Here is a 21006-nt window from a genome sequence, read left to right as displayed (position 1 = left end):
TTTTCATGTCGAGATCGCTGTCGCTGTCGAAGCCTTCGCATGAGATATCGCCTCTGGTGACCCTCGGGCTGTTCGCCGCCTGGGCGCTGCACGACGCCGAGGAGGTGGCCTTCGGGCCACGGTGGATCCGGGAGAACCTCCCCACGCTCAAGGTCCGTTTCCCGCAGGTGCCTGAGCGGGTCTGGCAGGCCATGGAGAGTGTCGACGAGCGGGAGTTCGCCGTCGCGGTGGGCGTGATGGGGACCGTCGTCGCGGTCGCTTCGGCCGAGGGCCTCCGCACCGGCGGCCGGTCCGCGTTCTTCCAGGGCGCTCTGGACGGCTTCGGGCTGCACGGCCTCGTGCACCTCGCGCAGGCGGCAGCCGCCCGCGGCTACACCCCCGGGTCCGCCACCTCCCCGGTCATCGTGATCCCTTTCGCCCTGTGGGCACGCGGACGGCTGCGGCGGGCCGGGATCCGCACCCCGGTGACCGCGCGGCGTGCGCTGGGCGGGCTCGCGGTCGCCGGGGCGGCGACGGTGGTCTCGCACGCGGTCGCCCGGAGGGTGACGAGGCCGGCGGGAGCGGCCTGAGCGGAGAGCCGGCACGGTCGTCAACTCATGTCATATGAGCGGGTGCCGGGCGCTGACGAACCGGCCGGATGGCTGGAAGGGAGCAGGTCAGGGCGTGGCGACCGTATGCTCCCCCCATGAGCCGCCCCCCGATCCGTACCGCGCCCGGCCGGACCGCCGCCCATACCGCCCACGACAGCCGAATCACCGCTTCCGGCGGTGCGCGCCACCACGCACCGCGGTGGACGGGATGAAGGCCGCGGTCAGCCGCTGGGAGGCGGGAGTCTGCCGGTCGCGGATGCTCCGGCAGCCGGATCGGGCCGCTCTGGAGGCGGCGCTGGCGGAGCTGGACGGCGAGGTCTGCACGGAACTCTCGCTCGACCGCTGGGAAGAGGGCGGGGGATGCCTGACGGTCAGCGGCGGCCCGACGGACTTCCTGGTCACCGGTGAGTGCGACGACGGCACACTGCTTCAGCTGTGCCGGGCGGCGGAGGAGCGGACCGGCACGGACCGCGGGTGGGGCCGGGCGCACCTCGGCAGGGGCGCCGCCCGGCGCCTGGAGGAGGACCCCCGGCAACTGCACCCCGAGGACCAGGCGATCTGGCTGGTCTGCGGCGGCCAGGGGGCGTACTTCCCGCCGGAGGAGCTGGTGGACGCGGCGGCCGCGCGATGGGCGGTCCGGCAGTTCACCGCCGGGTTTCCCGACGGGCTCGGAGCGCCCTGGCGGGTGGAGTAGGCGACGCGACGCGACGCGCAGCGGGCGGAGGACCGCAGGCGCTGCTCCTCGCGCTCCCGGCGCTCGCCGACAGCGCGCGCGTCCGCGGCCGGCGGGCTCTCGCCCCCCGGCCACGGGTTTCACACGGTCCAGGACTTCGCGTACGCGTCGATCTCGGCGGCCAGCTTCGCCTTGGCGGGCCCGTCCATGAAGGACGCCGTGACGGCGTTCTTGGCGAGGGCGGCCAGTCCGTCGGTGTCCAGGCCCAACAGACGTGCGGCGACGCCGTATTCGGTGTTGAGGTCGGTACCGAACATCGGCGGGTCGTCGCTGTTGATCGTGACCAGGACGCCCGCTTCGACCATCTCCTTGACCGGGTGCTCCTCCAGCGTCCGCACGGCCCGGGTCGCGATGTTGGAGGTGGGGCAGACCTCCAGGGGGATGCGGTGCTCGGCGAGGTGGGCCAGCAGCTCGGGGTCCTGGGTGGCGCTGGTGCCGTGGCCGATGCGTTCGGCGCGGAGGGAGGTGAGCGCATCCCAGATGGTGCCGGGGCCGGTGGTCTCCCCGGCATGCGGCACGGAGTGCAGGCCCGACGCGACCGCCCGGTCGAAGTACGGTGCGAACTGCGGGCGGGGCACACCGATCTCCGGCCCGCCGAGACCGAACGAGACCAGGCCCTCGGGCTGCAGGTCGCAGGCGATCCTGGCGGTCTCATCGGCGGCCTCGAGACCCGCCTCACCGGGGATGTCGAAGCACCAGCGCAGCACCACACCCAGTTCGGACTCGGCGGACTTCCTGGCGTCCTCGATGGCCTCGACGAAGGCGGCGTCGGGGATGCCGCGCCGGGTCGAGCTGAAGGGCGTCATGGTCAGCTCGGCGTAGCGGATGTTCTGCCGCGCCATGTCCCGGGCGACCTCGTAGGTCAGCAGCCGGACGTCCTCGGCGTCGCGGATCAGGTCGACGACGGAGAGATAGACCTCGATGAAGTGCGCGAAGTCGCGGAAGGTGAAGTAGTCGGCGAGCGCTTCGGGGTCGGTGGGGACGGCCGAGTCCGGGTGCCGGGCGGCGAGTTCGGAGACGATCCGCGGTGACGCCGAGCCGACGTGGTGGACATGCAGCTCCGCCTTGGGCAGGCCCGCGATGAATGCATCGAGATCGGACAACGGATCCTCCTGGTCAAGGGTGCGCGCGACGGTGCGGAACGGGGTGTCATCGTATGCGGGGCCGGGGGTACGAGCCCGGGGCAGGTCTTAGCATGAGCCGGACAACCAAAGGGGAGTGCGATGGCCGACAGCAGGCAGCCCGAGCCGGGGGACCCGTGGGCGCCGCCGGCGGCCCGCGGCCCGCTCGCCAACGCGGCCGATCCGTCCGTGGGTTGGGCGGCCCCTCAGGCCCCTCAGGTGCAGCTGGCCCCGACGGCCCCTGTGTCCCCGTCTTCCCCGCCGTCTTCGAGTGGCTACGGAGAGCCGACACAGGGGGCTTTCGCGTACGGTGCGCCCGCTTATGGTGCGCCCGCGTACGGTGCACCTGCTCATGGTGGGCCCGCGTACGGGACGCCGGCGTACGGCAGCGGTCACCCGGTCCCCGGCGGTTACGTCGCCTGCCCCCCGGTGATGGGCTACTCGACCTGGCAGCCCGCCCGGCCCGGTAACGGGTTCGGCACCGCCGCGCTCGTGGTCGGGATCGTCGGAGCGCTCCTCGGGATCAGCGTCATCTTCGGCATCGTCCTCGGCGTCCTGGCGATCGTCTTCGGGGCCCTGGGCCGGGCCAGGGCGACCCGTGGTGAGGCGACCAACGGCGGGATGGCGCTCGCCGGGCTGATCCTGGGCGGGGTGGCCCTGCTGATCAGCGCCGTCGTGATCGCCCTCGCCCTGATCGGCGCAAGCCGTCCGCAGGACGAGCGTGACGGCAACGGCGGTCAGGACGGCGGCTACTCGGACACCTACGAAGCCGCCCCGCTCGCCCCGCCGGCTGCGAAGGCGTCCGTCTAGCCCGCAGGCGCCCTCGACCCCGATCAGGGGCGCCGGACGGCTATACGGTGCGGACGGGCTTCTCGGCCAGCCGCTCGCGGGCCTCCATCAGCGCGAAGCCCAGCAGATTCAGCCCCTGCCACCGCGCCGGGTCCTGCGCACGCTCGTCGTCGGCGGCCAGGCCAATGCCCCAGATGCGGTCCACCGGGCTCGCCTCCACCAGCACCCGGGAATTCGTGCCCAGCAGGAATTCCCGCAGGGCGGCGTCCTGGCCGAATTTGTGCACACTGCCCTCGACCACCAGCTCGAAGCGGTGCTGCCGCCAGACCTCCTCGTCGAAGCCGCGGACCGTACGCCCCGCGTCCTTGGCCTGCTTGGGGTGCCGCGCGGCCAGCGCACGCCGCTCCGCTTCCGCGTCCCCGAACAGCCGGGCCTTGCCGGCCATCATCCAGTGTTCGGCGGTGGAGTGGACGACGCCGTCGACGGTGAAGGGCGCGGGCCACCACTGACTGAGACAGGCCGCGCCCAGCGAGCCGTCCCGCTGTGGACCATGACCCCAGAAGTGGAGATATTTGATGCGTTTGCGGCTCGCCGTCGCTTTGATCAGTTCCTCGACCGTCCGCGGCTCGTCGGTGGCGCGCCGAGCGGTGCCCTTTGTGAAAGTCCCCGTGGTGTCGTGCAGCATGCCGGGATTTTGTCAGCAGGCACCGACAACGTGTCGGGGGCTTTGACGCAGAAAGCACAGAATCCGTCGCGTAACCAAAAGGCAACAACGGAATCCCTTGTTGCGCACCTCCTACTCTGTCAAGATCAGCCATCGATTCCGGAAATAGCTACGCCTGGCTGTGCCGCTGAGCGGCCCCGGCGCCCGGCGGAGGAGAGCACCATGGACCACCAGCGATTCGATGTCACCGAGCGATTTGCCGAGGGCGCCCAATTCATCGCGGGCGGCCTCCGCGGCGGCACCTCCGGCCGTCGCCAGAGCGTCGTGGACCCCGCGACCGGCCGGGAGGTGTACTCCTACGAACTCGCCGGTACCGCGGATGTGGACGCCGCCGTCGAGTCCGCCGAGCGGGCGTTCACCGAATGGGGCGGCGCGACGCCCGGTGAGCGCTCCGACGCGATGCACCGCTTCGCCGCCGCGCTCGCCGACGACGCCGACGACCTCGCCTACGCGGAGTCGCTGAACTGCGGAAAGCCGATCAAGCTCAGCAACGAGTTCGATGTGCCCGGCTCGGTCGACAACGCCGCCTTCTTCGCCGGCGCCGCCCGTCACCTGGAGGGCAAGGCGACCGGTGAATACAGCCCCGATCACACCTCCCACATCCGCCGCGAGCCCATCGGCGTCGTCGGCTCCATCGCACCCTGGAACTATCCGCTGCAGATGGCCGCGTGGAAGGTGCTGCCGGCCATCGCCGCGGGCAACACCATCGTCCTCAAGCCCGCCGAGATCACCCCGCTGACCTCGCTGCTCTTCGCGCAGGCCGCACAGCGCGCCGGTCTCCCCGACGGTGTGATCAACATCGTCTCCGGGGCGGGCCGGGACGCGGGCGAGCACCTCGTGGGCCACCCCGGCGTCGCGATGACCTCCTTCACCGGCTCGACCGGCGTCGGCAAGCGGGTCGCCGAGATCGCCACCGGCACCGTCAAGCGGCTGCACCTCGAACTCGGCGGGAAGGCCCCGTTCGTCGTCTTCGACGACGCGGACCTGGAGGCCGCCGTGCACGGAGCGGTGGCCGGCTCGCTGATCAACACCGGCCAGGACTGCACCGCCGCCACCCGCGCCTACGTCCAGCGCCCGCTCTACGACGCCTTCGTCAGCGGTGTCGCCGACCTGATGGCGACCGTACGGCTGGGCGACCCCTTCGACCCGTCCACCGACCTCGGTCCGCTGATCTCGCACGCACAGCGCGACCGGGTCGCCGGGTTCGTCGACCGCGCGCGGGGCTACGCCACCGTCGTCACGGGCGGCGAGGCCCCCCAGGGGACGCTGGCCGAGGGCGCGTACTACCGGCCCACGCTGATCGCGGGCGCCGCCCAGAACAGCGAGATCGTGCAGTCCGAGATCTTCGGTCCTGTGCTGGTCGTGCTGCCCTTCGACACCGACGACGAGGGCATCGCCCTCGCCAACGACACCCCCTATGGACTGGCCGCCTCCGCCTGGAGCCGGGACGTCTACCGCACCGGCCGCGCCACCCGCGAGATCAAGGCGGGCTGCGTGTGGGTCAACGACCACATCCCGATCCTCAGCGAGATGCCGCACGGCGGCGCCAAGGCGTCCGGCTTCGGCAAGGACATGTCGGCGTACTCCTTCGAGGAGTACACCCAGGTCAAGCACGTGATGTACGACAACACGGCGGTCGCGAGGAAGGACTGGCACCGCACGGTCTTCGGGGACCGCCCGTAAGGGAGGCCCACCGGCAGCGGACCTGCCGCGGGCGGGCGCCCACCGAGCAGGGTGCCCGCCCGGAACGGGGTCCACGGTCCGCGGACGCCCACCCCGGGAGCGTCCACGACACGGCAGTTCCACCACAGCGGCGTGCATCGCCCCCCTCAGCGGCCAGTGCCGCGCGGCATCGTCACCTCCGGCCGAGCGCCGGGCTCACTCCCTGAAAGGGCACCGCGCATGGAGCATCACGAGCAGCCCGAACCCCTGTCCCTGGCAGAGATATCCGCGATGCGTCACAGCCTGACCCATGGCCGGCTCGCCATGACCAGGCGCTCACTGCTGCGTGCCTCCGGTGCCGCGGCGGTCGCGATCGGCGGCCTGGGCGCCCTCGCCGGCTGCGGCATCCCGCCGGCCGGCCGTACCGACGCAGGCAATTCCGAGGACCACTCCTCGAAGGAGAAGCGCATCAACTTCTCCAACTGGACCGAGTACATGGACGTCAGCGACGACGGCAAGCACCGGCCGACACTGGAGGACTTCACCAAGCGCACCGGGCTCGCCGTCAAGTACACCGAGGACATCAACGACAACGACGAATTCTTCGGCAAGATCCAGGCGCAGCTGGCGGCGGGACAGGACACCGGCCGCGATCTGATCGTGCTCACCGACTGGATGTGCGCGCGGATGATCTCCCTCGGCTGGATCCAGTCCCTGGACCCGGCCAACCTCCCGCACGCCTACACCAACCTCGTACCGGAGTTCCGCGACGTCGCCTGGGACCCGGGCCGCGCCCACTCCTACCCCTGGCAGGGCATCCCGGCGATCATCGCGTACAACAAGAAGGCGACCGGCGGCCGGAAGGTCGACTCCATCAGCCAGCTGCTGGAGGACCCCGAGCTCAAGGGCCGGGTCGGCTTCCTCTCCGAGATGCGCGACAGCGTCGGCCTGACACTCCTGGACATGGGCAAGCAGCCGGAGAAGTGCACCGCGGACGACTTCGACGCCGCCATCGCCCGGATCCAGAAGGGCGTCGACTCCAAGCAGATCCGCCGCTTCACCGGCAACGACTACACCACCGACCTCGACAAGGGCGACCTCGCCGCCTGCGTGGCGTGGGCCGGCGACGTCGTCCAGCTGCAGAACGACAACCCCGACATCGCCTTCGCCGTCCCCGAGGCCGGCTACATGACGTCCACCGACAACTTCATGGTGCCGAACAAGGCACGCCACAAGCAGAACGCCGAGCGGCTCATCGACTACTTCTACGAGCCGAAGGTGGCGGCGCGCGTCGCGGCGTACATCAACTACGTCTGCCCCGTCGACGGCGTACGCAAGGAGCTTGCCAAGATCGACAAGGCGGCCGCGGACAACCCGCTGATCCTGCCGGACGAGGAGATGGCCGCAAGGTCCCACTCCTTCCGCGCCCTGAGCGCCAAGGAGAGCAAGGAGTTCGCGCAGAAGTTCTCCGACCTCACCGGTGCCTGACCCTGCCAGGCCCGCATGAGCTGTTCCGACCTCCGACCCACGGGACGACCGACATGACCAACAACGCCCACAGCAGCAGCGGCGGCGACGTCCGCCTCACCGGTATCAGCAAGACCTACGGCACCTTCACCGCCGTCCGGCCCCTCGACCTGACCATCCCCGCGGGCTCCTTCTTCGCTCTCCTGGGCGCCTCCGGCTGCGGCAAGACCACCACCCTGCGCATGATCGCCGGACTGGAGGACCCCACCACCGGGACCGTCGAACTCTCCGGCGAGGACGTCACCGCACTGCCGCCCTACAAGCGCCAGGTCAACACCGTCTTCCAGAACTACGCGCTCTTCCCCCACCTCGACATCTACGAGAACGTCGCCTTCGGGCTGCGCCGCCGCGGCATCAAGTCCGTCAAGAAGCAGGTCGAGGAGATGCTCGACCTCGTCCAGCTCGGCCCGATGGCGCACCGCAAGCCGCAGCAGCTCTCCGGCGGCCAGCAGCAGCGCGTCGCCGTCGCCCGCGCGCTGATCAACCACCCCCAGGTGCTGCTGCTCGACGAGCCGCTGGGCGCCCTCGACCTCAAGCTGCGCCGGCAGATGCAGCTGGAACTCAAGCGCATCCAGACCGAGGTCGGCATCACCTTCGTGCACGTCACCCACGACCAGGAGGAGGCCATGACGATGGCCGACACCGTGGCCGTGATGAACGGCGGCCGGGTCGAACAGCTCGGCGCCCCCGCCGACCTCTACGAGAACCCCGCCTCCACCTTCGTCGCCAACTTCCTCGGCACCTCCAACCTCATCGAGGCCGAGGTCGTCGAAGCCGGCGGCGAACAGCTGCTCCTCAAGGCCGGTGACGCCACCCTGCGGCTGCCCGCCTCCCGGTGCAGCACCACGGCCCGAACCGGCGAGAAGGTACTGGCGGGCGTACGGCCGGAGAAGGTGACCCTGGCGCACGCCGACGACGCCGGAACCCTGTCCGACAGCCGCAACCGGCTGCCCGGCCGCATCAAGGACGCCAGCTTCATCGGCGTCTCCACCCAGTACGTCATCGACGCCCCCGGCGTCGGCGAACTCGCCGTCTACGAGCAGAACATCGAGCGCGACGGCCGACTCGTGCCCGGCGCCGACGTCGTCCTGCACTGGAGCCCCGCGCACACCTTCGGACTCGACGCGGCCCAGTCGGTGCTCGCCGGGACCACGGCGGCCCCCGGCGCGGAGCTCGACGGGGAGGCCGCGTGAGCACCGTCGAGGCGCCCGCCCCGCAGACCGACCCCGAGACGCCGCTGCCGATACGCAAGCCCCCCACCCGCAAGCGACTCGTCCCCTACTGGCTGCTGCTCCCCGGCATCCTGTGGCTGGTCGTCTTCTTCGCCGCCCCGCTCGTCTACCAGGCGTCGACGTCCCTCCAGACCGGCTCCCTCGAAGAGGGCTTCAAGGTCACCTGGCACCTCGCCACCTACTGGGACGCGCTGGGCGAGTACTGGCCGCAGTTCCTGCGGTCGGTGCTGTTCGCTGCCACCGCCACCGCGCTCTGTCTGCTCCTGGGCTACCCCCTGGCCTACCTCATCGCCTTCAAGGCGGGCCGCTGGCGCAACGTCGTGATGATCCTGGTCATCGCCCCGTTCTTCACCAGCTTCCTCATCCGCACCCTCGCCTGGAAGACGATCCTCGCGGACGGCGGACCGGTCGTCGGCCTGCTCAACTCGCTGCACGTCCTGGACGTCACCAGCTGGCTGGGCCTCACCGAAGGCGAGCGGGTGCTGGCCACGCCGCTCGCGGTGGTCTGCGGTCTGACGTACAACTTCCTGCCTTTCATGGTCCTGCCGCTCTACACCTCCCTGGAGCGCATAGACCCCCGGCTGCACGAGGCGGCGGGCGACCTCTACGCCCGCCCGGCCACCACCTTCCGCCGGGTGACCTTCCCGCTGTCCATGCCGGGCGTCGTCGCCGGCACCCTGCTCACCTTCATCCCCGCCGCCGGTGACTACATCAACGCCGAACTGCTGGGGTCCACCGACCAGAAGATGATCGGCAACGTCATCCAGTCGCAGTTCCTGCGGGTCCTGGACTACCCGACCGCGGCAGCCCTCTCCTTCATCCTCATGGCGGCCATCCTCGCCATGGTCACGATCTACATCCGCAAGTCCGGGACGGAGGATCTGGTCTGATGGCCGTACGCGAGACCACAGCACGCCCCACGCCCCAGCGCGCCCGGAACCGGGGGCTGCGCTGGCTGCGCCGCAACATCATCGCGATAGCGGGCCTGTGCACGCTGGGCTACCTCATCCTGCCCAACGTCGTCGTGATGCTGTTCTCCTTCAACAAGCCCAACGGGCGCTTCAACTACCAGTGGCAGCGCTTCTCCACGGACGGCTGGACCGATCCGTGCGGCGTCGCGGACCTGTGCGGATCGCTGGGCCTGAGCCTGCAGATCGCCCTCTGGGCGACCATCGGCGCGACCGCCCTCGGCACCATGATCGCGTTCGCGCTGGCCCGCTACCGCTTCCGCGCCCGGTCCTCCGTCAACACCCTGATCTTCCTGCCGATGGCGATGCCCGAGGTCGTCATGGCCGCCTCCCTGGCGACCCTCTTCCTCAACATGGGCATCCAGTTCGGCTTCTGGACGATCCTCATCGCGCACATCATGTTCTGCCTGAGCTTCGTCGTCACCGCCGTCAAGGCACGCGTGATGAGCATGGACCCGCGACTGGAACAGGCCGCCCAGGACCTCTACGCCTCACCCCTGCAGACCTTCCTGCGGGTGACGCTGCCGATCGCCGCACCCGGCATCGCGGCCGGCGCACTGCTCTCCTTCGCGCTGTCCTTCGACGACTTCATCATCACCAACTTCAACGCGGGCTCCACCGTGACCTTCCCCATGTTCGTCTGGGGCTCGGCGCAGCGGGGTACCCCCGTGCAGATCAACGTCATCGGGACGGCGATGTTCCTGGTCGCCGTGGTGTGCGTACTCGTCGGCCAACTGGCCGGGAGCCGTCGCAAGAGGAGCAAGAGGAGCTGAGAAACATGGCACGAGATGCCATGACGTCCAAGGCGCACCCGTCGAGCGCCGTCCAGGCGCTCGCGGACGCCACCCCCACCCCCTTCTGGCTGGACGACCCGGCACGCCCGGACGCCCTGCCCGCCCTCGTCGGCGACGAGACCTGCGATCTGCTGGTCGTCGGGGGCGGGTACTCCGGACTGTGGACCGCGCTCCTGGCCAAGGAACGCGACCCGCAGCGCGACGTCGTCCTCGTCGAGGGCGCCGAGATCGGCTGGGCCGCCTCCGGGCGCAACGGCGGCTTCTGCGCCGCCTCCCTCACCCACGGCCTCGGCAACGGACTGGCCCGCTGGCCGAACGAGCTCGCCCGGCTCGAAGAGCTGGGCATCCGCAACCTCGACGCCATCGAGGACGCGGTCACCCGCTACGCCATCGACTGCGACTTCGAGCGCACCGGCGAGATCGACATCGCCACCGAGCCCCACCAGGTCGCCGAGCTGGAGGAGGCCGCCGAGGACGCCGCCCGGCTGGGCCTGGACCGGCACCGCTTCCTCGACCAGGACGAACTGCGCGCAGAGGTCGACTCACCGACCTTCAGGGCCGGGCTCTGGGACCGCGACGGCGTCGCCATGCTCCACCCGGCACGCCTCGCCTGGGGCCTGAAGCGGGCCTGCCTCGACCTCGGCGTCCGCATCTACGAGCGCACCCGCGCCACCGCCCTCGCCTCCGAAGGCATGGGGATGGCCGTCCGCACCCCCTACGGCCGGGTCTTCGCCCGCCATGTCGCGCTCGGCACCAACGCCTTCCCCTCGCTCGTCAAGCGAGTGCGCCCGTACGTCGTCCCGGTCTACGACCACGCCCTGATGACCGAGCCGCTCTCCGACGAACAGCTCGCCGCCATCGGCTGGAAGAACCGCCAGGGCCTGTCCGACAGCAACAACCACTTCCACTACTTCCGCATCACCGCCGACCACCGCATCCTGTGGGGCGGCTACGACATCGTCTACCGCTACGGCGGCGGGATCCGCTCCGAGTACGACCACCACCCCGCCACCTACGAGAAGCTCGCCCGGCACTTCTTCCGCTGCTTCCCGCAGCTGGAGGGCCTGCGGTTCAGCCACACCTGGGGCGGCGCCATCGACACCTGCGCACGCTTCTCGGCGTTCTTCGGCACCGCGCACGCCGGGCGGGTCGCCTACGCCACGGGCTACACCGGCCTCGGAGTCGGCGCGACGCGCTTCGGCGCCGAGGTGATGCTCGACCTGCTCAGCGGTGAGCGCACCGAACGCACCGCGCTGAAGATGGTGCGCAGCAAGCCGCTTCCGTTCCCGCCGGAGCCGCTGCGCTGGGCGGGGATCGGCATCACGCAGTGGTCGATGACCCGCGCCGACAGGCACGGTGGGCGCCGCAACCTGTGGCTGAAGGCCATGGACAAGGCGGGCCTGGGCTTCGACAGCTGAGCGGAGCGGGCGGCCCTGCCGCCCGCCCTCGCCTCCCGCGAAAAAACCCTCGCCAACCCGTGTAAGGATGCCGCCTGCGCGCTCTCTCCCTGGGGAACCGCGGCCCGACCGGGCCGGGAGAGCGAGGAGCGAGATGAGCGCCGCGGGAGCCAAGAACGCAGTGGACTGGCTGGTGTCGGCGGCACCGGACCCGGACGCCTGCCGCTGGGAATGGGAGCGCAACCCGCTCGGGGTCGCGCTCCTGCCCGCCGGCCTGCTGTGGGACGTCCTGATCGTCGACCGCATGCTCGGCTACCCGACGCTGGACGTCCTCACCCGCGTGGTCCGCCGGCCCGGCCCGGTCCTGGCCGACTTCGGGGAGGCACGGATGGGATTCTTCGTGCCTCCCGGTACGGCCAACCGCTGGCTGGGCACCGGCGTCCGGGCCGCCGGGCACGGCACCTGGATAGTGGTGCCCTACCCGGGCCGGGTCACCGGCGGCGTGCGCTGGCTGGTCCCGCCGGACGGTACGGGCACGCTCACCGATCCCGGCGTACTGGAACTGGCGATGCACGAGGCGGCGGCCCCCCTGGCCGGAGGGGGCTGAGCGCCGGGCTACCCGGGCCGCCCGCCCGACCACCGGCCGCACACCACGCACCATGCCGCCAGCAGCACCCCGGCCAGACACCAGCTGCCCAGCACGTCCAGCGGCCAGTGGTAGCCCTGACGCACCAGGCCGGTGCCGACGCCGGCGTTGAGCAGCACGACACCCGCTCCGAGCGCCCACCCGGCACCGGCCCCACGGCCGGCCTGCCGGTGGCAGCGCGTCAACAGCAGCGCGGCCACGCCGTACGCGACCGCGGCCGTGGCGCCATGGCCCGACGGGTAGAAGCCGTCGTGCGCGCCGCCCGCCATCTGCGACGGGCCCGGCCGCGCGAGCCACAGCTTGAAGGGGACGACCAGCGCGGGCACCGCGGCCAGTACGACCAGCGCGCCGAGCGGCGGCAGCCACCAGCGCTCCACCGGCCCGCCGCGGCCTGACGCGGTCCCGCCGGGTGCGTCCTCCCGCTCCACCTGACGCCGCCGGGAAGCCCACAGCGTCCCCACGACGACCACGAGCAACACGGGCAGCGCGACAGTGGTATTGCCGAGATCGGCGAGGAACTCCGCGAGCGGGGCGGGGACGCGGCTCGCGGCGACGCCACGGCCGATCCGCTCGTCGAGGGCGCGCAGCGGACCGTGGCCGGCCACCTGCCAGGTGATCACGGCGAAGAGCAGTGCGCTGAGGAGACCGGCCAGGGCGGCGGGCCCGAGCGGGCCGCGGCCGGAAAGAGAAGTCGGCCGCCTCGGAACAGGGGGGGTGGTTCCGAGGCGGCCGCGCTGACCGGTGTTCCGCGCGCCCCGGGGGGTATGGGGCGGGCGGACATCCGATCGGTGAGGATTCCCGGAGCCCGTGTTTCCAGGGGTTCCGGTGGTGTGCGCGAGGGCACAGCCTGGTCGAAGCCGGGGAAGCGCCGACCGGGCGTCGCCCGCAGTCCCCTGCGGGCGGGGTGTTTCTCTCATCTGGGAAAACCGTACGGCACCGGGGGCTCACCCGACAGCGGGATCACCCGGCCACCATGGGCCCCCCACATCTTCTTCACTCCGTGCCACAAGCTACGCGCGTCCCGAACTCGCCCGCTCCGTAAGGGCTTTCGCGATCCGGTCGGCCGCGCGGTCGCGGGGTCCGCCGGAAAAGGCCGCGGCCCGGGACACGGCTGCGCGCCGTGCCCCGGGCCGCACCCGGGATGTCTGCGGATCGCCGCTCAGAGCGTGGCGAACGCCGCCTCGATGATGTCCAGGCCCTCGTTGAGCAGGTCCTCACCGATGACCAGCGGGGGCAGGAAGCGCAGCACGTTGCCGTACGTGCCGGTGGTCAGCACGAGCAGGCCCTCCTGGTGGCAGGCCTTGGCGAGCGCGGCGGTGGCCTCCGGGTTCGGCTCCTTGGAACCGGACCGGACCAGCTCGATCGCGATCATCGCGCCACGGCCGCGGACCTCGCCGACGATGTCGAACTTCTCCGCCATCGCCTCCAGGCGCGGCTTCATGACCTCGCCGATCCGGCGGGCCTTGGCGTTGAGGTCCTGCTCGCGCATGGTCTCGATCGAGCCCAGCGCCGCGGCGCAGGCCACCGGGTTACCGCCGTAGGTGCCGCCCAGGCCGCCCGCGTGCGCGGCGTCCATGATCTCGGCGCGGCCGGTGACGGCGGCCAGCGGCAGACCGCCGGCGATGCCCTTGGCGGTGGTGATCAGGTCCGGGACGATGTTCTCGTCCTCGCAGGCGAACCACTGGCCGGTGCGGCAGAAGCCGGACTGGATCTCGTCCGCGACGAAGACGATGCCGTTCTCCTTCGCGAAGTTCGCGATGGCGGGCAGGAAGCCCTTGGCCGGCTCGATGAAGCCGCCCTCACCGAGCACCGGCTCGATGATGATGGCCGCGACGTTGTCCGCGCCGATCTGCTTGGTGATCTGCGAGATGGCCTGGTCGGCGGCCTCCTGCGCGCAGTTCTCCGGGCCCGTCAGCCAGCGGTAGGGGTAGGCGACCGGTACGCGGTAGACCTCCGGCGCGAACGGGCCGAAGCCGTTCTTGTACGGCATGTTCTTCGACGTGAGCGCCATCGTCAGGTTCGTGCGGCCGTGGTAGCCGTGGTCGAAGACGACGACCGCCTGGCGCTTGGTGTAGGCGCGGGCCACCTTGACGGCGTTCTCCACGGCCTCCGCGCCGGAGTTGAACAGCGCGGACTTCTTGGCGTGCTCGCCCGGGGTCAGCTCGGCGAGCTGCTCACAGACCTCGACGTACGGCTCGTAGGGCGTGACCATCGCACAGGTGTGGGTGAAGTCGTTGAGCTGCGCGGTGGCGCGCCGCACCACGGCCTCGGCGCTGTTGCCCACCGACGTCACCGCGATGCCGGAGCCGAAGTCGATCAGGGAGTTGCCGTCCACGTCCTCCAGGACACCGCCGCCGGCCCGCTTGGCGAAGATCGGCAGCACGGCCCCGACACCCGCGGCGACCGTGGCCTGCTTACGCGCCCACAGCTCCTGGGACTTCGGGCCGGGGATCGCGGTGACGACGCGACGCTCCTGGGGGAGGGAAGGGCCTCCGGACAGTTCGGTCATGGCAGTCTCCTGGGATGGAACGAGGACGTGCAGAAGGTTGTTCTCGCAGGCTAGGGGCGGGCGGCCGGGTCTGGCATGTTCCGTTCGGGAGAAGTGCGCGTGTTGCGTTGTCCGCGCCGGACATAGCGACGGGGTACGGCCAGTAGATTGAACGGCGGCGCGGCCGGCAGCGACGGGCACGCCAGCGCGGGCATGACAATGGCAACGCGCAGCCGGCACCACCACGCAACAGGCCACGGCTCAAGGGGGACAAGGGCACCGGATGGACACCGAGGGCACGCAGGACGCACCGCACACCGCCGCCCCGCCACCGGGCGGGACGCACCGAACCGACCCCACCGTGCCGCGCCCCGCGGCCCCGCCCGCCGCGCCGACCACCCCGCCACCGCCCGCCGCACCCCCCGTCATGCCGGCACAGGCCGCCAAGGCAGCCGCGGCGGAGCCGCCGGTGCTCGGCTGGCTGCGCACCCCGCGACCGGCCGCCGCGCCAGGCATCTGGACGTACGGCCACGAGCCCCGGCCCGCCGAGGAACCCGACCGGGTGCCGCTGCGTCAGCTGGTCAGCGGAGCGGTGATCTCCTTCCTGTGCGGCTGGCTGCTGTGGTCGCTGCTGTGGAACGGCTATCTGGGCAGCTACTGGCTGTGGCCGCTGCTGCTCCTCACCCCGGACTCCTGGCGCGAGGCCGGCGGCGACAAGATGGTCTACGTCTGGGCGACCTACTTCTACTACGGCCTGTTCCTCGTTCTGCTGGCCGTCGTCTTCGGCCGCCTGGGGCGCTGGCCCGAACTCGCCCGCCGCTTCCTGGCTCCCGTGCTCCGGCGCCTTCGCCGCCCGGCGCCGGCCGCGGCCCCCGCGCCCGCGGCGGACCGCGCGCAATGGCCCGAGCTGCGCGCCCAGGGTGCCCCGGACGCAGCCGAGAAGCTGGCCGCGGAGGCTCGCGCCGGCCGGATGAACGACGTGGACGCGGCTCGGATCGAACGCGCCTGGCGTTCGGTGCGGTCCGGCAAGAACTCCCTCGCCTCCTTCACCGACACCGTGCTGCGGCACGGCGCCGCGGCCTGTGCCCACCCCTCGGGGCGGCGCGACCTGCCCCGCAGGACCGCCCACCACGATCTGCTCGCCCACCAGGTCAGGATCGGCACCGCCGCCGACCACCCGCGCAACCCGTACCAGCACCGTGGGGCCGGATGCGCCCTGGAGCCGGGCGTCCTGGGCACCTCGCTGCTCGCCGTCGGCCCTTCCGGGAGCGGCAAGACCACCCGGCTGGTCGGGCCGGTGGTGGAGTCGATGTGCCTGCAGGCGCTCGCCGGGCACAGCGCCGTCATCGCCGTCGGGCCGGCCGGCTCCGACCTCGGGCCGGACGAGGCGTTCGACGTCGTGGTCAAGATCGGCCGTCCGGACGCGGAGTGCGACCTGGACCTCTACGGCGGCACCACCGACCCGGACGAGGCGGCCGGGATCCTCGCCGAGGCGCTGGTCGGCGACCTCAGTGAGCAGCTGCCGGGCGGCGACAGCCGGCGCGCCGCGACCGCCCTCGCCCAGCTGCTGGGCCCCTTCCGGGCGGCCCGCGACCGCTTCCCCACCGTGCCGGAGCTGCGCGAGCTGCTGGACGGCGCGCCGTCGGCGGTGGCCGCCCTGCGCGCCGCGCTGGAGGACGCCGGCAAGCACACCCTGCTGCGTGAACTGGACGCCCGCGCCCGCCAGGCGCAGCGGGCCGGTGATGTCGGCGTCCTGCTCGCCGACCGCATCGCCCTCCTCGACCGGCCCGTCTTCGCCGGCTTCTTCGACCCCATGGGGGGCACCCGGCAGGTCTCGCTGCGCGCCCTGGATCACCCGCTGCGGGTCCGCATCGAGCTGCCCGAGCGCGGCCACGCGGAGGCCTCACGGATCCTCGCGCGGCTGGTCCTGGCCCAGTTCACCGCCTGTGCGGTGGCGCGCAGCGACCGTTCGCTGTTCGCGTGCCTGGTGCTCGACGAGGCCGCGCAGACGATCACCGCGGAGGCGCTGCGCGGATTGCAGCGGCTGCGGTCCGCGAACGCCGGCGCGGTGCTCACGCTGCGCTCGCTGGACGATGTGCCCGACGCGCTGCGCAGCGGCCTGCTCGGGGCGGTCGGCTGCCGGATGGCGTTCGCGGGCGTGACGACCTGGGACGGGGCGCGGTTCGCCGAGGTCTGGGGCAAGGAGTGGGTGGAGACCCGTGATGTGACGGACCGTCAAATCATCGCGGAGGGTGCGGCGATGAAGGCGTTCCATGTCTTCCGCCACCTCATCACCGGCAAGGCGGCCACCGCCAAGGCCGTCACCGTCCGCACCGTCGAGCGCGAGCGCTGGTCCGCGTCCGACCTCGCCAACTCGGTGCCGGCCGGGCACGCGGTGCTGTCGGTCACCTCGGTCCAGGGGGAGCACGCACCGCCGGTGCTGGTGGATCTGCGGATCTGAGGGAGACCCGCAGGCCGGGGCTCCACGGACGGCCCGGCGCCCGGTGGGCGACGGGGCAGGTGAGGCGTACCGCCCGGGGCGGCACCGGCCGGTCCGCCCCTTCGGCGCCCCTCGATCCTTCCGCTGAGGCAGAATCGACACCAGCCGTTCATACGGGACGGCGCAAACAACCGGGCGGTGTCGCCCCGCCCCCACCGGCGGCGGCCGCCGAGTCCACGTCGTCATCGAAGGTCCCATGCCGCACACCCTGGCTTCCCTGGTCAACCACTCCGCGCTCAAGCTGACCGTGCTCGCGGGCGAGGAGCGGCTGGACGTCCCGGTGCGCTGGGCTCACGCCAGCGAGCTGATCGACCCGGTGCCCTACATGGAGGGCGGTGAGCTGCTGCTCGTCACCGCCCTGAAGCTGGACGCCGAGGACGCCGAGGCGACCCGCACGTACGTCCGTCGGGTGGCCGGGGCCGGGGTCGTCGGCCTGGGCTTCGCGGTCGGCGTCAACTACGAAGGCGTGCCCGACGCGCTCGTCGAAGCGGCCCGGCAGGAGAACCTCCCGCTGCTCGGAGTGCCCCGCAAGACCCCCTTCATCGCGATCAGCAAGGCCGTCTCGGCCGCCGTCGCCGCCGACCAGTACCGCGCGGTGACCGCCGGCTTCGAGGCCCAGCGGGAACTGACCCGCGCCGCCCTCGGACCCGACGGTCCGGCCGAGCTGCTCGCCAGGCTCGCCGCCCACCTCGACGGCTGGGCCGCCCTCTACGACGCCTCGGGCGCGGTCGTCGCCGCCGCCCCCGACTGGGCCGCCCGCCGCGCCGCCCGGCTCTCCGATGACGTCGGCCGGCTGCGCGAACGGCCCGCACCGGCCAGCTCCGTCGTCAGCGACACCGACGGCGACGACCGCGTCGAACTGCAGTCGCTGGGCACCGGCCGCAGGGCCCGCGGCGTCCTCGCGGTCGGCACCGGCGCCCCGCTCGGCACGGCCGAGCGCTACGCCGTGCACTCCGCCGTCGCGCTGCTCACCCTCACCACCGAACGCTCCCGTGCCCTCCAGGACGCCGAGCAGCGGCTGGGTGCTGCGGTGCTGAAGATGCTGCTGGCGGGCGAGCCGGAGCACGCCCGCGCGGTGGCCGGCCGGCTCTACGGCGGGCTGCTCGACGCCCCGTTCCGGGTGGTCATCGCCGAGCCCGTCGCCCCCGACGACGACGCCCCCGCGCCGCGTACGGCCGCGGAGGCCCCGGCCGTGCTGGACGCACTCGCCGACGCCATGGACTCCGCCGCCGCAAGGACCGGCGAGGCGGTGCTCGCCGTCCCCGACACCGGCCGGCTGTCGGTGCTGGTCGCGGCCGGCGGCGCCGCCGAGGACGCCTGCTCCGCGTACGCCGCGGTGGTCGAGGCCCGCTCGGGGACGCAGCCGCGCGGCCGCGGACGGTCCGCGCGGACCGAGGCCGCGGCCGGTGCCGAGGGGCTGGCCGTCGGCCTGTCCGCGCCCACCGGCCCCGCGGCGGCCGCACACGCCCACCGCCAGGCCCAACAGGCGCTGTCCGTCGCCCGCCGCCGCGGTCGCGCACTGGTCGAGCACGAGGACGTCGCCGCCGGGTCCGTGCTGCCGCTGCTCGCCGACGACGCCGTGCGCGCCTTCGCCGACGGACTGCTGCGCGCCCTGCGCGACCACGACGCGACGGGCCGCGGTGACCTGGTGGAATCGCTGCGCGCCTGGCTGTCCCGGCACGGCCAGTGGGACGCCGCGGCCGCCGACCTGGGCGTCCACCGGCACACCCTGCGCTACCGCATGCGGCGGGTGGAGGAGATCCTGGGCCGCTCCCTCGACGACGCGGACGTCCGGATGGAGCTGTGGCTGGCCCTCAAGGCGACGTCGACGCCTCCGGGGGAGTGAGGGCGGGGCGGGTCCGCGGGGGCGACCGGAGCGCGGAGCGACGGGCTCCCGCTCGCCCCGGGGCGACGCCCGCCGACCCCCTTTGCGCCTCTTCCACCGCGGAGAGACCCGCGGACGGATTACGCCGCTTCGGACAAACGCCACGACGGCGCCGCGCCCCTACGGTGGGGGCAGAGCCGAACACGCTGAAAACGCCGATACGCAGAGCCGCTCCCAGAGCCATGCGCACCACCCACCACTTCGGAAGGGCCGGGAACCACTGTGCCGATCCACACTGATGCAGCCCCCACCGCCTTTTGGCTCGCCGGCCGCCAGGCCACCGGCGAGGCCACCTTCGATGTCACCTCCCCCTGGGACGGACGTCTCGTCGGTACGGTGAGCGTCCCCACCGAGGCCCAGGTCGAGGAGGCCATCGCCGCCTCCGTCGACGTCCAGGCCGAGTTCGCCGCGACCCCCGCGCATGTGCGGGCCGCCGCCCTCGACCACGTACAGCGCCGCCTGGTGGAGCGTACGGAGGAGATCGCCCGGCTGATCTCCGCCGAGAACGGCAAGCCCATGAAGTGGGCGCGCGGCGAGGTCGGCCGGGCGATCTCGGTGTTCCGCTTCGCGGCCGAGGAGGCCCGCCGCTTCAACGGCGGCGAGGCGCAGCGCCTGGACACCGACGCGGGCGGCGCCGGCCGCCTGGCGCTGACCCGCCGGTTCCCGCGCGGCACCGTCCTGGGCATCGCGCCGTTCAACTTCCCGCTGAACCTCTGCGCCCACAAGATCGCCCCGGCCATCGCGGCCGGCGCCCCGATCCTCCTCAAGCCGGCTCCCGCCACCCCGCTCTCCGGTCTGATCCTCGGTGAGCTGCTGGCCGAGACCGAGCTGCCGGCCGGTTCCTGGTCGATCCTGCCGGTGCCCAACGAGCGGATGGAGGCGCTGGTCCAGGACGAGCGGCTGCCCGTCGTCTCCTTCACCGGCTCGGAGAAGGTCGGCTACGCGATCCTGGACTCGGTGCCGCGCAAGCACTGCACCCTGGAGCTCGGCGGCAACGGCGCGGCCGTCGTCCTGCCGGACTTCTCCTCCGAGGCGGACCTGGACTGGGCGGCGCAGCGCATCGCCACCTTCTCCAACTACCAGGGCGGCCAGTCCTGCATCTCGGTGCAGCGGGTGATCGCCGACGCCACCGTCTACGACCGCCTGGTGCCCAAGATCGTGGCGGCCGTCGAGGCGCAGGTCACCGGCGACCCGTCGGACGACGCCACCGAGGTCGGCCCGCTGGTGAGCGAGGACGCCGCCAAGCGCGTCGAGGCCTGGGTGGACGAGGCCGTGCAGGGCGGCGCGAAGCTGCTGGCCGGCGGCAAGCGGGACGGTGCCTCCTACGCGCCGACCGTGCTCGCGGACGTGCCGGCCGGGGCGACGCTCGCCTGCGAAGAGGTCTTCGGCCCGGTCCTCACCCTCAAGAAGGTCGACGGCGAGGCCGAGGCGTTCGACGCCGTCAACGACTCCAAGTACGGCCTGCAGGCGGGCGTGTTCACCCACGACGTGCAGACCGCCTTCCGCGCCCACCGCGCGCTGGAGGTCGGTGGCGTGATCGTCGGCGATGTGCCGTCCTACCGCGCGGACCAGATGCCCTACGGCGGCGTCAAGCAGTCCGGTGTCGGCCGCGAGGGCGTGCGCTTCGCCATGGACGACTACACCTACGAGCGGGTCATGGTCCTCACCGGCCTGGACCTCTAGCAGAAAAGCACCCGACCGGCCTGGACCGGTGGACAGCGGCGGCCTTCCCCGAGGCCACCCGCCGTCCAGGCCCGGCCGGCTCGCCCCCCGGCGCCGGCCCCTCCGCGGCGCGCTCCGACATCACGTCCGGAGCGCGCCGCGGCCCCGTTTCACCCGCGGAACGCGCAGGTGGGCCCCGAGCTCCCGTCCGACGGTCGGTCACCGGAGGCCGCCGCGCCGGGCAGGAGGGCGTCCGCCGCATACCACCGTTGGCGGATTTCCGCCCGG

17 protein-coding genes are annotated in these 21006 nt (G+C 72.3%); 13 read left to right on the top strand and 4 right to left on the bottom strand.

Features of this window, described 5'->3' with window-relative positions:
* Positions 1-5 precede the first annotated feature (5 nt).
* A complete protein-coding gene (locus ACGFZW_RS25910; RefSeq protein WP_393895619.1) occupies positions 6-569 on the top strand; it encodes an HXXEE domain-containing protein in 564 nt (187 codons plus the stop codon).
* A 229-nt stretch (positions 570-798) separates the two neighbouring features.
* On the top strand, positions 799-1284 hold the full coding sequence (locus tag ACGFZW_RS25905) for a hypothetical protein (protein WP_393895618.1): 486 nt from the start codon (positions 799-801) through the stop codon (positions 1282-1284).
* Between the two features lie 119 nt (positions 1285-1403).
* Here the strand turns inward: ACGFZW_RS25905 and ACGFZW_RS25900 are convergent, their stop codons facing one another.
* Positions 1404-2510: an adenosine deaminase gene (locus ACGFZW_RS25900; protein ID WP_393895832.1), complete on the bottom strand. Its 1107-nt coding sequence runs from the start codon at positions 2508-2510 to the stop codon at positions 1404-1406.
* Between the two features lie 366 nt (positions 2511-2876).
* Here ACGFZW_RS25900 and ACGFZW_RS25895 point away from each other — a divergent pair, with 366 nt between their 5' ends.
* Complete coding sequence (locus ACGFZW_RS25895; RefSeq protein ID WP_393895617.1) at positions 2877-3254, top strand: DUF4190 domain-containing protein; 378 nt, start codon at positions 2877-2879, stop codon at positions 3252-3254.
* A gap of 40 nt (positions 3255-3294) precedes the next feature.
* Here the strand turns inward: ACGFZW_RS25895 and ACGFZW_RS25890 are convergent, their stop codons facing one another.
* Positions 3295-3918, bottom strand: a complete 624-nt coding sequence (locus tag ACGFZW_RS25890) for an NADAR family protein (protein WP_393895616.1) — start codon at positions 3916-3918, stop codon at positions 3295-3297.
* A gap of 201 nt (positions 3919-4119) precedes the next feature.
* Here ACGFZW_RS25890 and ACGFZW_RS25885 point away from each other — a divergent pair, with 201 nt between their 5' ends.
* The 7 genes from ACGFZW_RS25885 to ACGFZW_RS25855 all read left to right on the top strand — a co-directional run bounded on the left by ACGFZW_RS25885 (position 4120) and on the right by ACGFZW_RS25855 (position 12144).
* Complete coding sequence (locus tag ACGFZW_RS25885; RefSeq protein ID WP_393895615.1) at positions 4120-5640, top strand: gamma-aminobutyraldehyde dehydrogenase; 1521 nt, start codon at positions 4120-4122, stop codon at positions 5638-5640.
* A gap of 219 nt (positions 5641-5859) precedes the next feature.
* A complete protein-coding gene (locus tag ACGFZW_RS25880) occupies positions 5860-7107 on the top strand; it encodes a PotD/PotF family extracellular solute-binding protein (protein ID WP_393895614.1) in 1248 nt (415 codons plus the stop codon).
* Between the two features lie 53 nt (positions 7108-7160).
* Positions 7161-8339 (top strand): ABC transporter ATP-binding protein, encoded by a 1179-nt coding sequence (locus ACGFZW_RS25875; protein ID WP_393895613.1) that lies wholly within the window; start codon positions 7161-7163, stop codon positions 8337-8339.
* Positions 8336-9268 (top strand): ABC transporter permease, encoded by a 933-nt coding sequence (locus ACGFZW_RS25870; RefSeq protein ID WP_393895612.1) that lies wholly within the window; start codon positions 8336-8338, stop codon positions 9266-9268. The genes ACGFZW_RS25875 and ACGFZW_RS25870 overlap by 4 nt, the downstream gene beginning before the upstream one ends.
* Positions 9268-10119, top strand: a complete 852-nt coding sequence (locus tag ACGFZW_RS25865) for an ABC transporter permease (RefSeq protein WP_393895611.1) — start codon at positions 9268-9270, stop codon at positions 10117-10119. The genes ACGFZW_RS25870 and ACGFZW_RS25865 overlap by 1 nt, the downstream gene beginning before the upstream one ends.
* A 5-nt stretch (positions 10120-10124) precedes the next feature.
* The gene (locus tag ACGFZW_RS25860; RefSeq protein WP_393895610.1) at positions 10125-11558 is read left to right on the top strand and encodes an NAD(P)/FAD-dependent oxidoreductase; all 1434 of its coding nucleotides are present in this window, start codon (positions 10125-10127) and stop codon (positions 11556-11558) included.
* A 133-nt stretch (positions 11559-11691) separates the two neighbouring features.
* Positions 11692-12144 carry a hypothetical protein gene (locus tag ACGFZW_RS25855; protein ID WP_393895609.1) on the top strand — a complete coding sequence of 151 codons (453 nt, stop codon included), beginning with the start codon at positions 11692-11694 and terminating at the stop codon, positions 12142-12144.
* Between the two features lie 8 nt (positions 12145-12152).
* Here ACGFZW_RS25855 and ACGFZW_RS25850 read toward each other — a convergent pair whose 3' ends face one another.
* Positions 12153-12803 carry a phosphatase PAP2 family protein gene (locus ACGFZW_RS25850; protein WP_393895608.1) on the bottom strand — a complete coding sequence of 217 codons (651 nt, stop codon included), beginning with the start codon at positions 12801-12803 and terminating at the stop codon, positions 12153-12155.
* A 539-nt stretch (positions 12804-13342) separates the two neighbouring features.
* Positions 13343-14692, bottom strand: coding sequence for a 4-aminobutyrate--2-oxoglutarate transaminase (gene gabT, locus ACGFZW_RS25845; protein ID WP_393895607.1), 1350 nt, complete (start codon positions 14690-14692; stop codon positions 13343-13345).
* Positions 14693-14954: 262 nt separating this feature from the next.
* Here gabT and ACGFZW_RS25840 point away from each other — a divergent pair, with 262 nt between their 5' ends.
* From ACGFZW_RS25840 to ACGFZW_RS25830, 3 genes are all read left to right on the top strand, one after another.
* Positions 14955-17132 carry an ATP-binding protein gene (locus ACGFZW_RS25840; RefSeq protein WP_393895606.1) on the top strand — a complete coding sequence of 726 codons (2178 nt, stop codon included), beginning with the start codon at positions 14955-14957 and terminating at the stop codon, positions 17130-17132.
* 235 nt (positions 17133-17367) lie between these two features.
* Positions 17368-19017: a PucR family transcriptional regulator gene (locus ACGFZW_RS25835; RefSeq protein ID WP_393895605.1), complete on the top strand. Its 1650-nt coding sequence runs from the start codon at positions 17368-17370 to the stop codon at positions 19015-19017.
* Positions 19018-19278: 261 nt separating this feature from the next.
* Positions 19279-20739: an aldehyde dehydrogenase family protein gene (locus ACGFZW_RS25830; protein WP_393895604.1), complete on the top strand. Its 1461-nt coding sequence runs from the start codon at positions 19279-19281 to the stop codon at positions 20737-20739.
* Positions 20740-21006 lie beyond the last annotated feature (267 nt).

Source organism: Streptomyces sp. NPDC048248 (assembly GCF_043201875.1).
Classification (GTDB): Bacteria; Actinomycetota; Actinomycetes; order Streptomycetales; family Streptomycetaceae; genus Streptomyces.
Note: the sequence above shows the minus strand (reverse complement) of the source record. Positions and strands in the feature narration are given on the sequence as shown.

Excerpts from the sequence above, each read along its gene's own strand:
- ACGFZW_RS25910 (WP_393895619.1), top strand. The coding sequence starts at position 6 with ATGTCGAGATCGCTGTCGCTGTCGAAGCCTTCGCATGAGATATCGCCT.
- ACGFZW_RS25905 (WP_393895618.1), top strand. The coding sequence starts at position 799 with ATGAAGGCCGCGGTCAGCCGCTGGGAGGCGGGAGTCTGCCGGTCGCGG.
- ACGFZW_RS25895 (WP_393895617.1), top strand. The coding sequence starts at position 2,877 with ATGGGCTACTCGACCTGGCAGCCCGCCCGGCCCGGTAACGGGTTCGGC.
- ACGFZW_RS25890 (WP_393895616.1), bottom strand. The coding sequence starts at position 3,918 with ATGCTGCACGACACCACGGGGACTTTCACAAAGGGCACCGCTCGGCGC.
- ACGFZW_RS25885 (WP_393895615.1), top strand. The coding sequence starts at position 4,120 with ATGGACCACCAGCGATTCGATGTCACCGAGCGATTTGCCGAGGGCGCC.
- ACGFZW_RS25880 (WP_393895614.1), top strand. The coding sequence starts at position 5,860 with ATGGAGCATCACGAGCAGCCCGAACCCCTGTCCCTGGCAGAGATATCC.
- ACGFZW_RS25875 (WP_393895613.1), top strand. The coding sequence starts at position 7,161 with ATGACCAACAACGCCCACAGCAGCAGCGGCGGCGACGTCCGCCTCACC.
- ACGFZW_RS25865 (WP_393895611.1), top strand. The coding sequence starts at position 9,268 with ATGGCCGTACGCGAGACCACAGCACGCCCCACGCCCCAGCGCGCCCGG.
- ACGFZW_RS25860 (WP_393895610.1), top strand. The coding sequence starts at position 10,125 with ATGGCACGAGATGCCATGACGTCCAAGGCGCACCCGTCGAGCGCCGTC.
- ACGFZW_RS25855 (WP_393895609.1), top strand. The coding sequence starts at position 11,692 with ATGAGCGCCGCGGGAGCCAAGAACGCAGTGGACTGGCTGGTGTCGGCG.
- gabT (WP_393895607.1), bottom strand. The coding sequence starts at position 14,692 with ATGACCGAACTGTCCGGAGGCCCTTCCCTCCCCCAGGAGCGTCGCGTC.
- ACGFZW_RS25840 (WP_393895606.1), top strand. The coding sequence starts at position 14,955 with ATGGACACCGAGGGCACGCAGGACGCACCGCACACCGCCGCCCCGCCA.
- ACGFZW_RS25835 (WP_393895605.1), top strand. The coding sequence starts at position 17,368 with ATGCCGCACACCCTGGCTTCCCTGGTCAACCACTCCGCGCTCAAGCTG.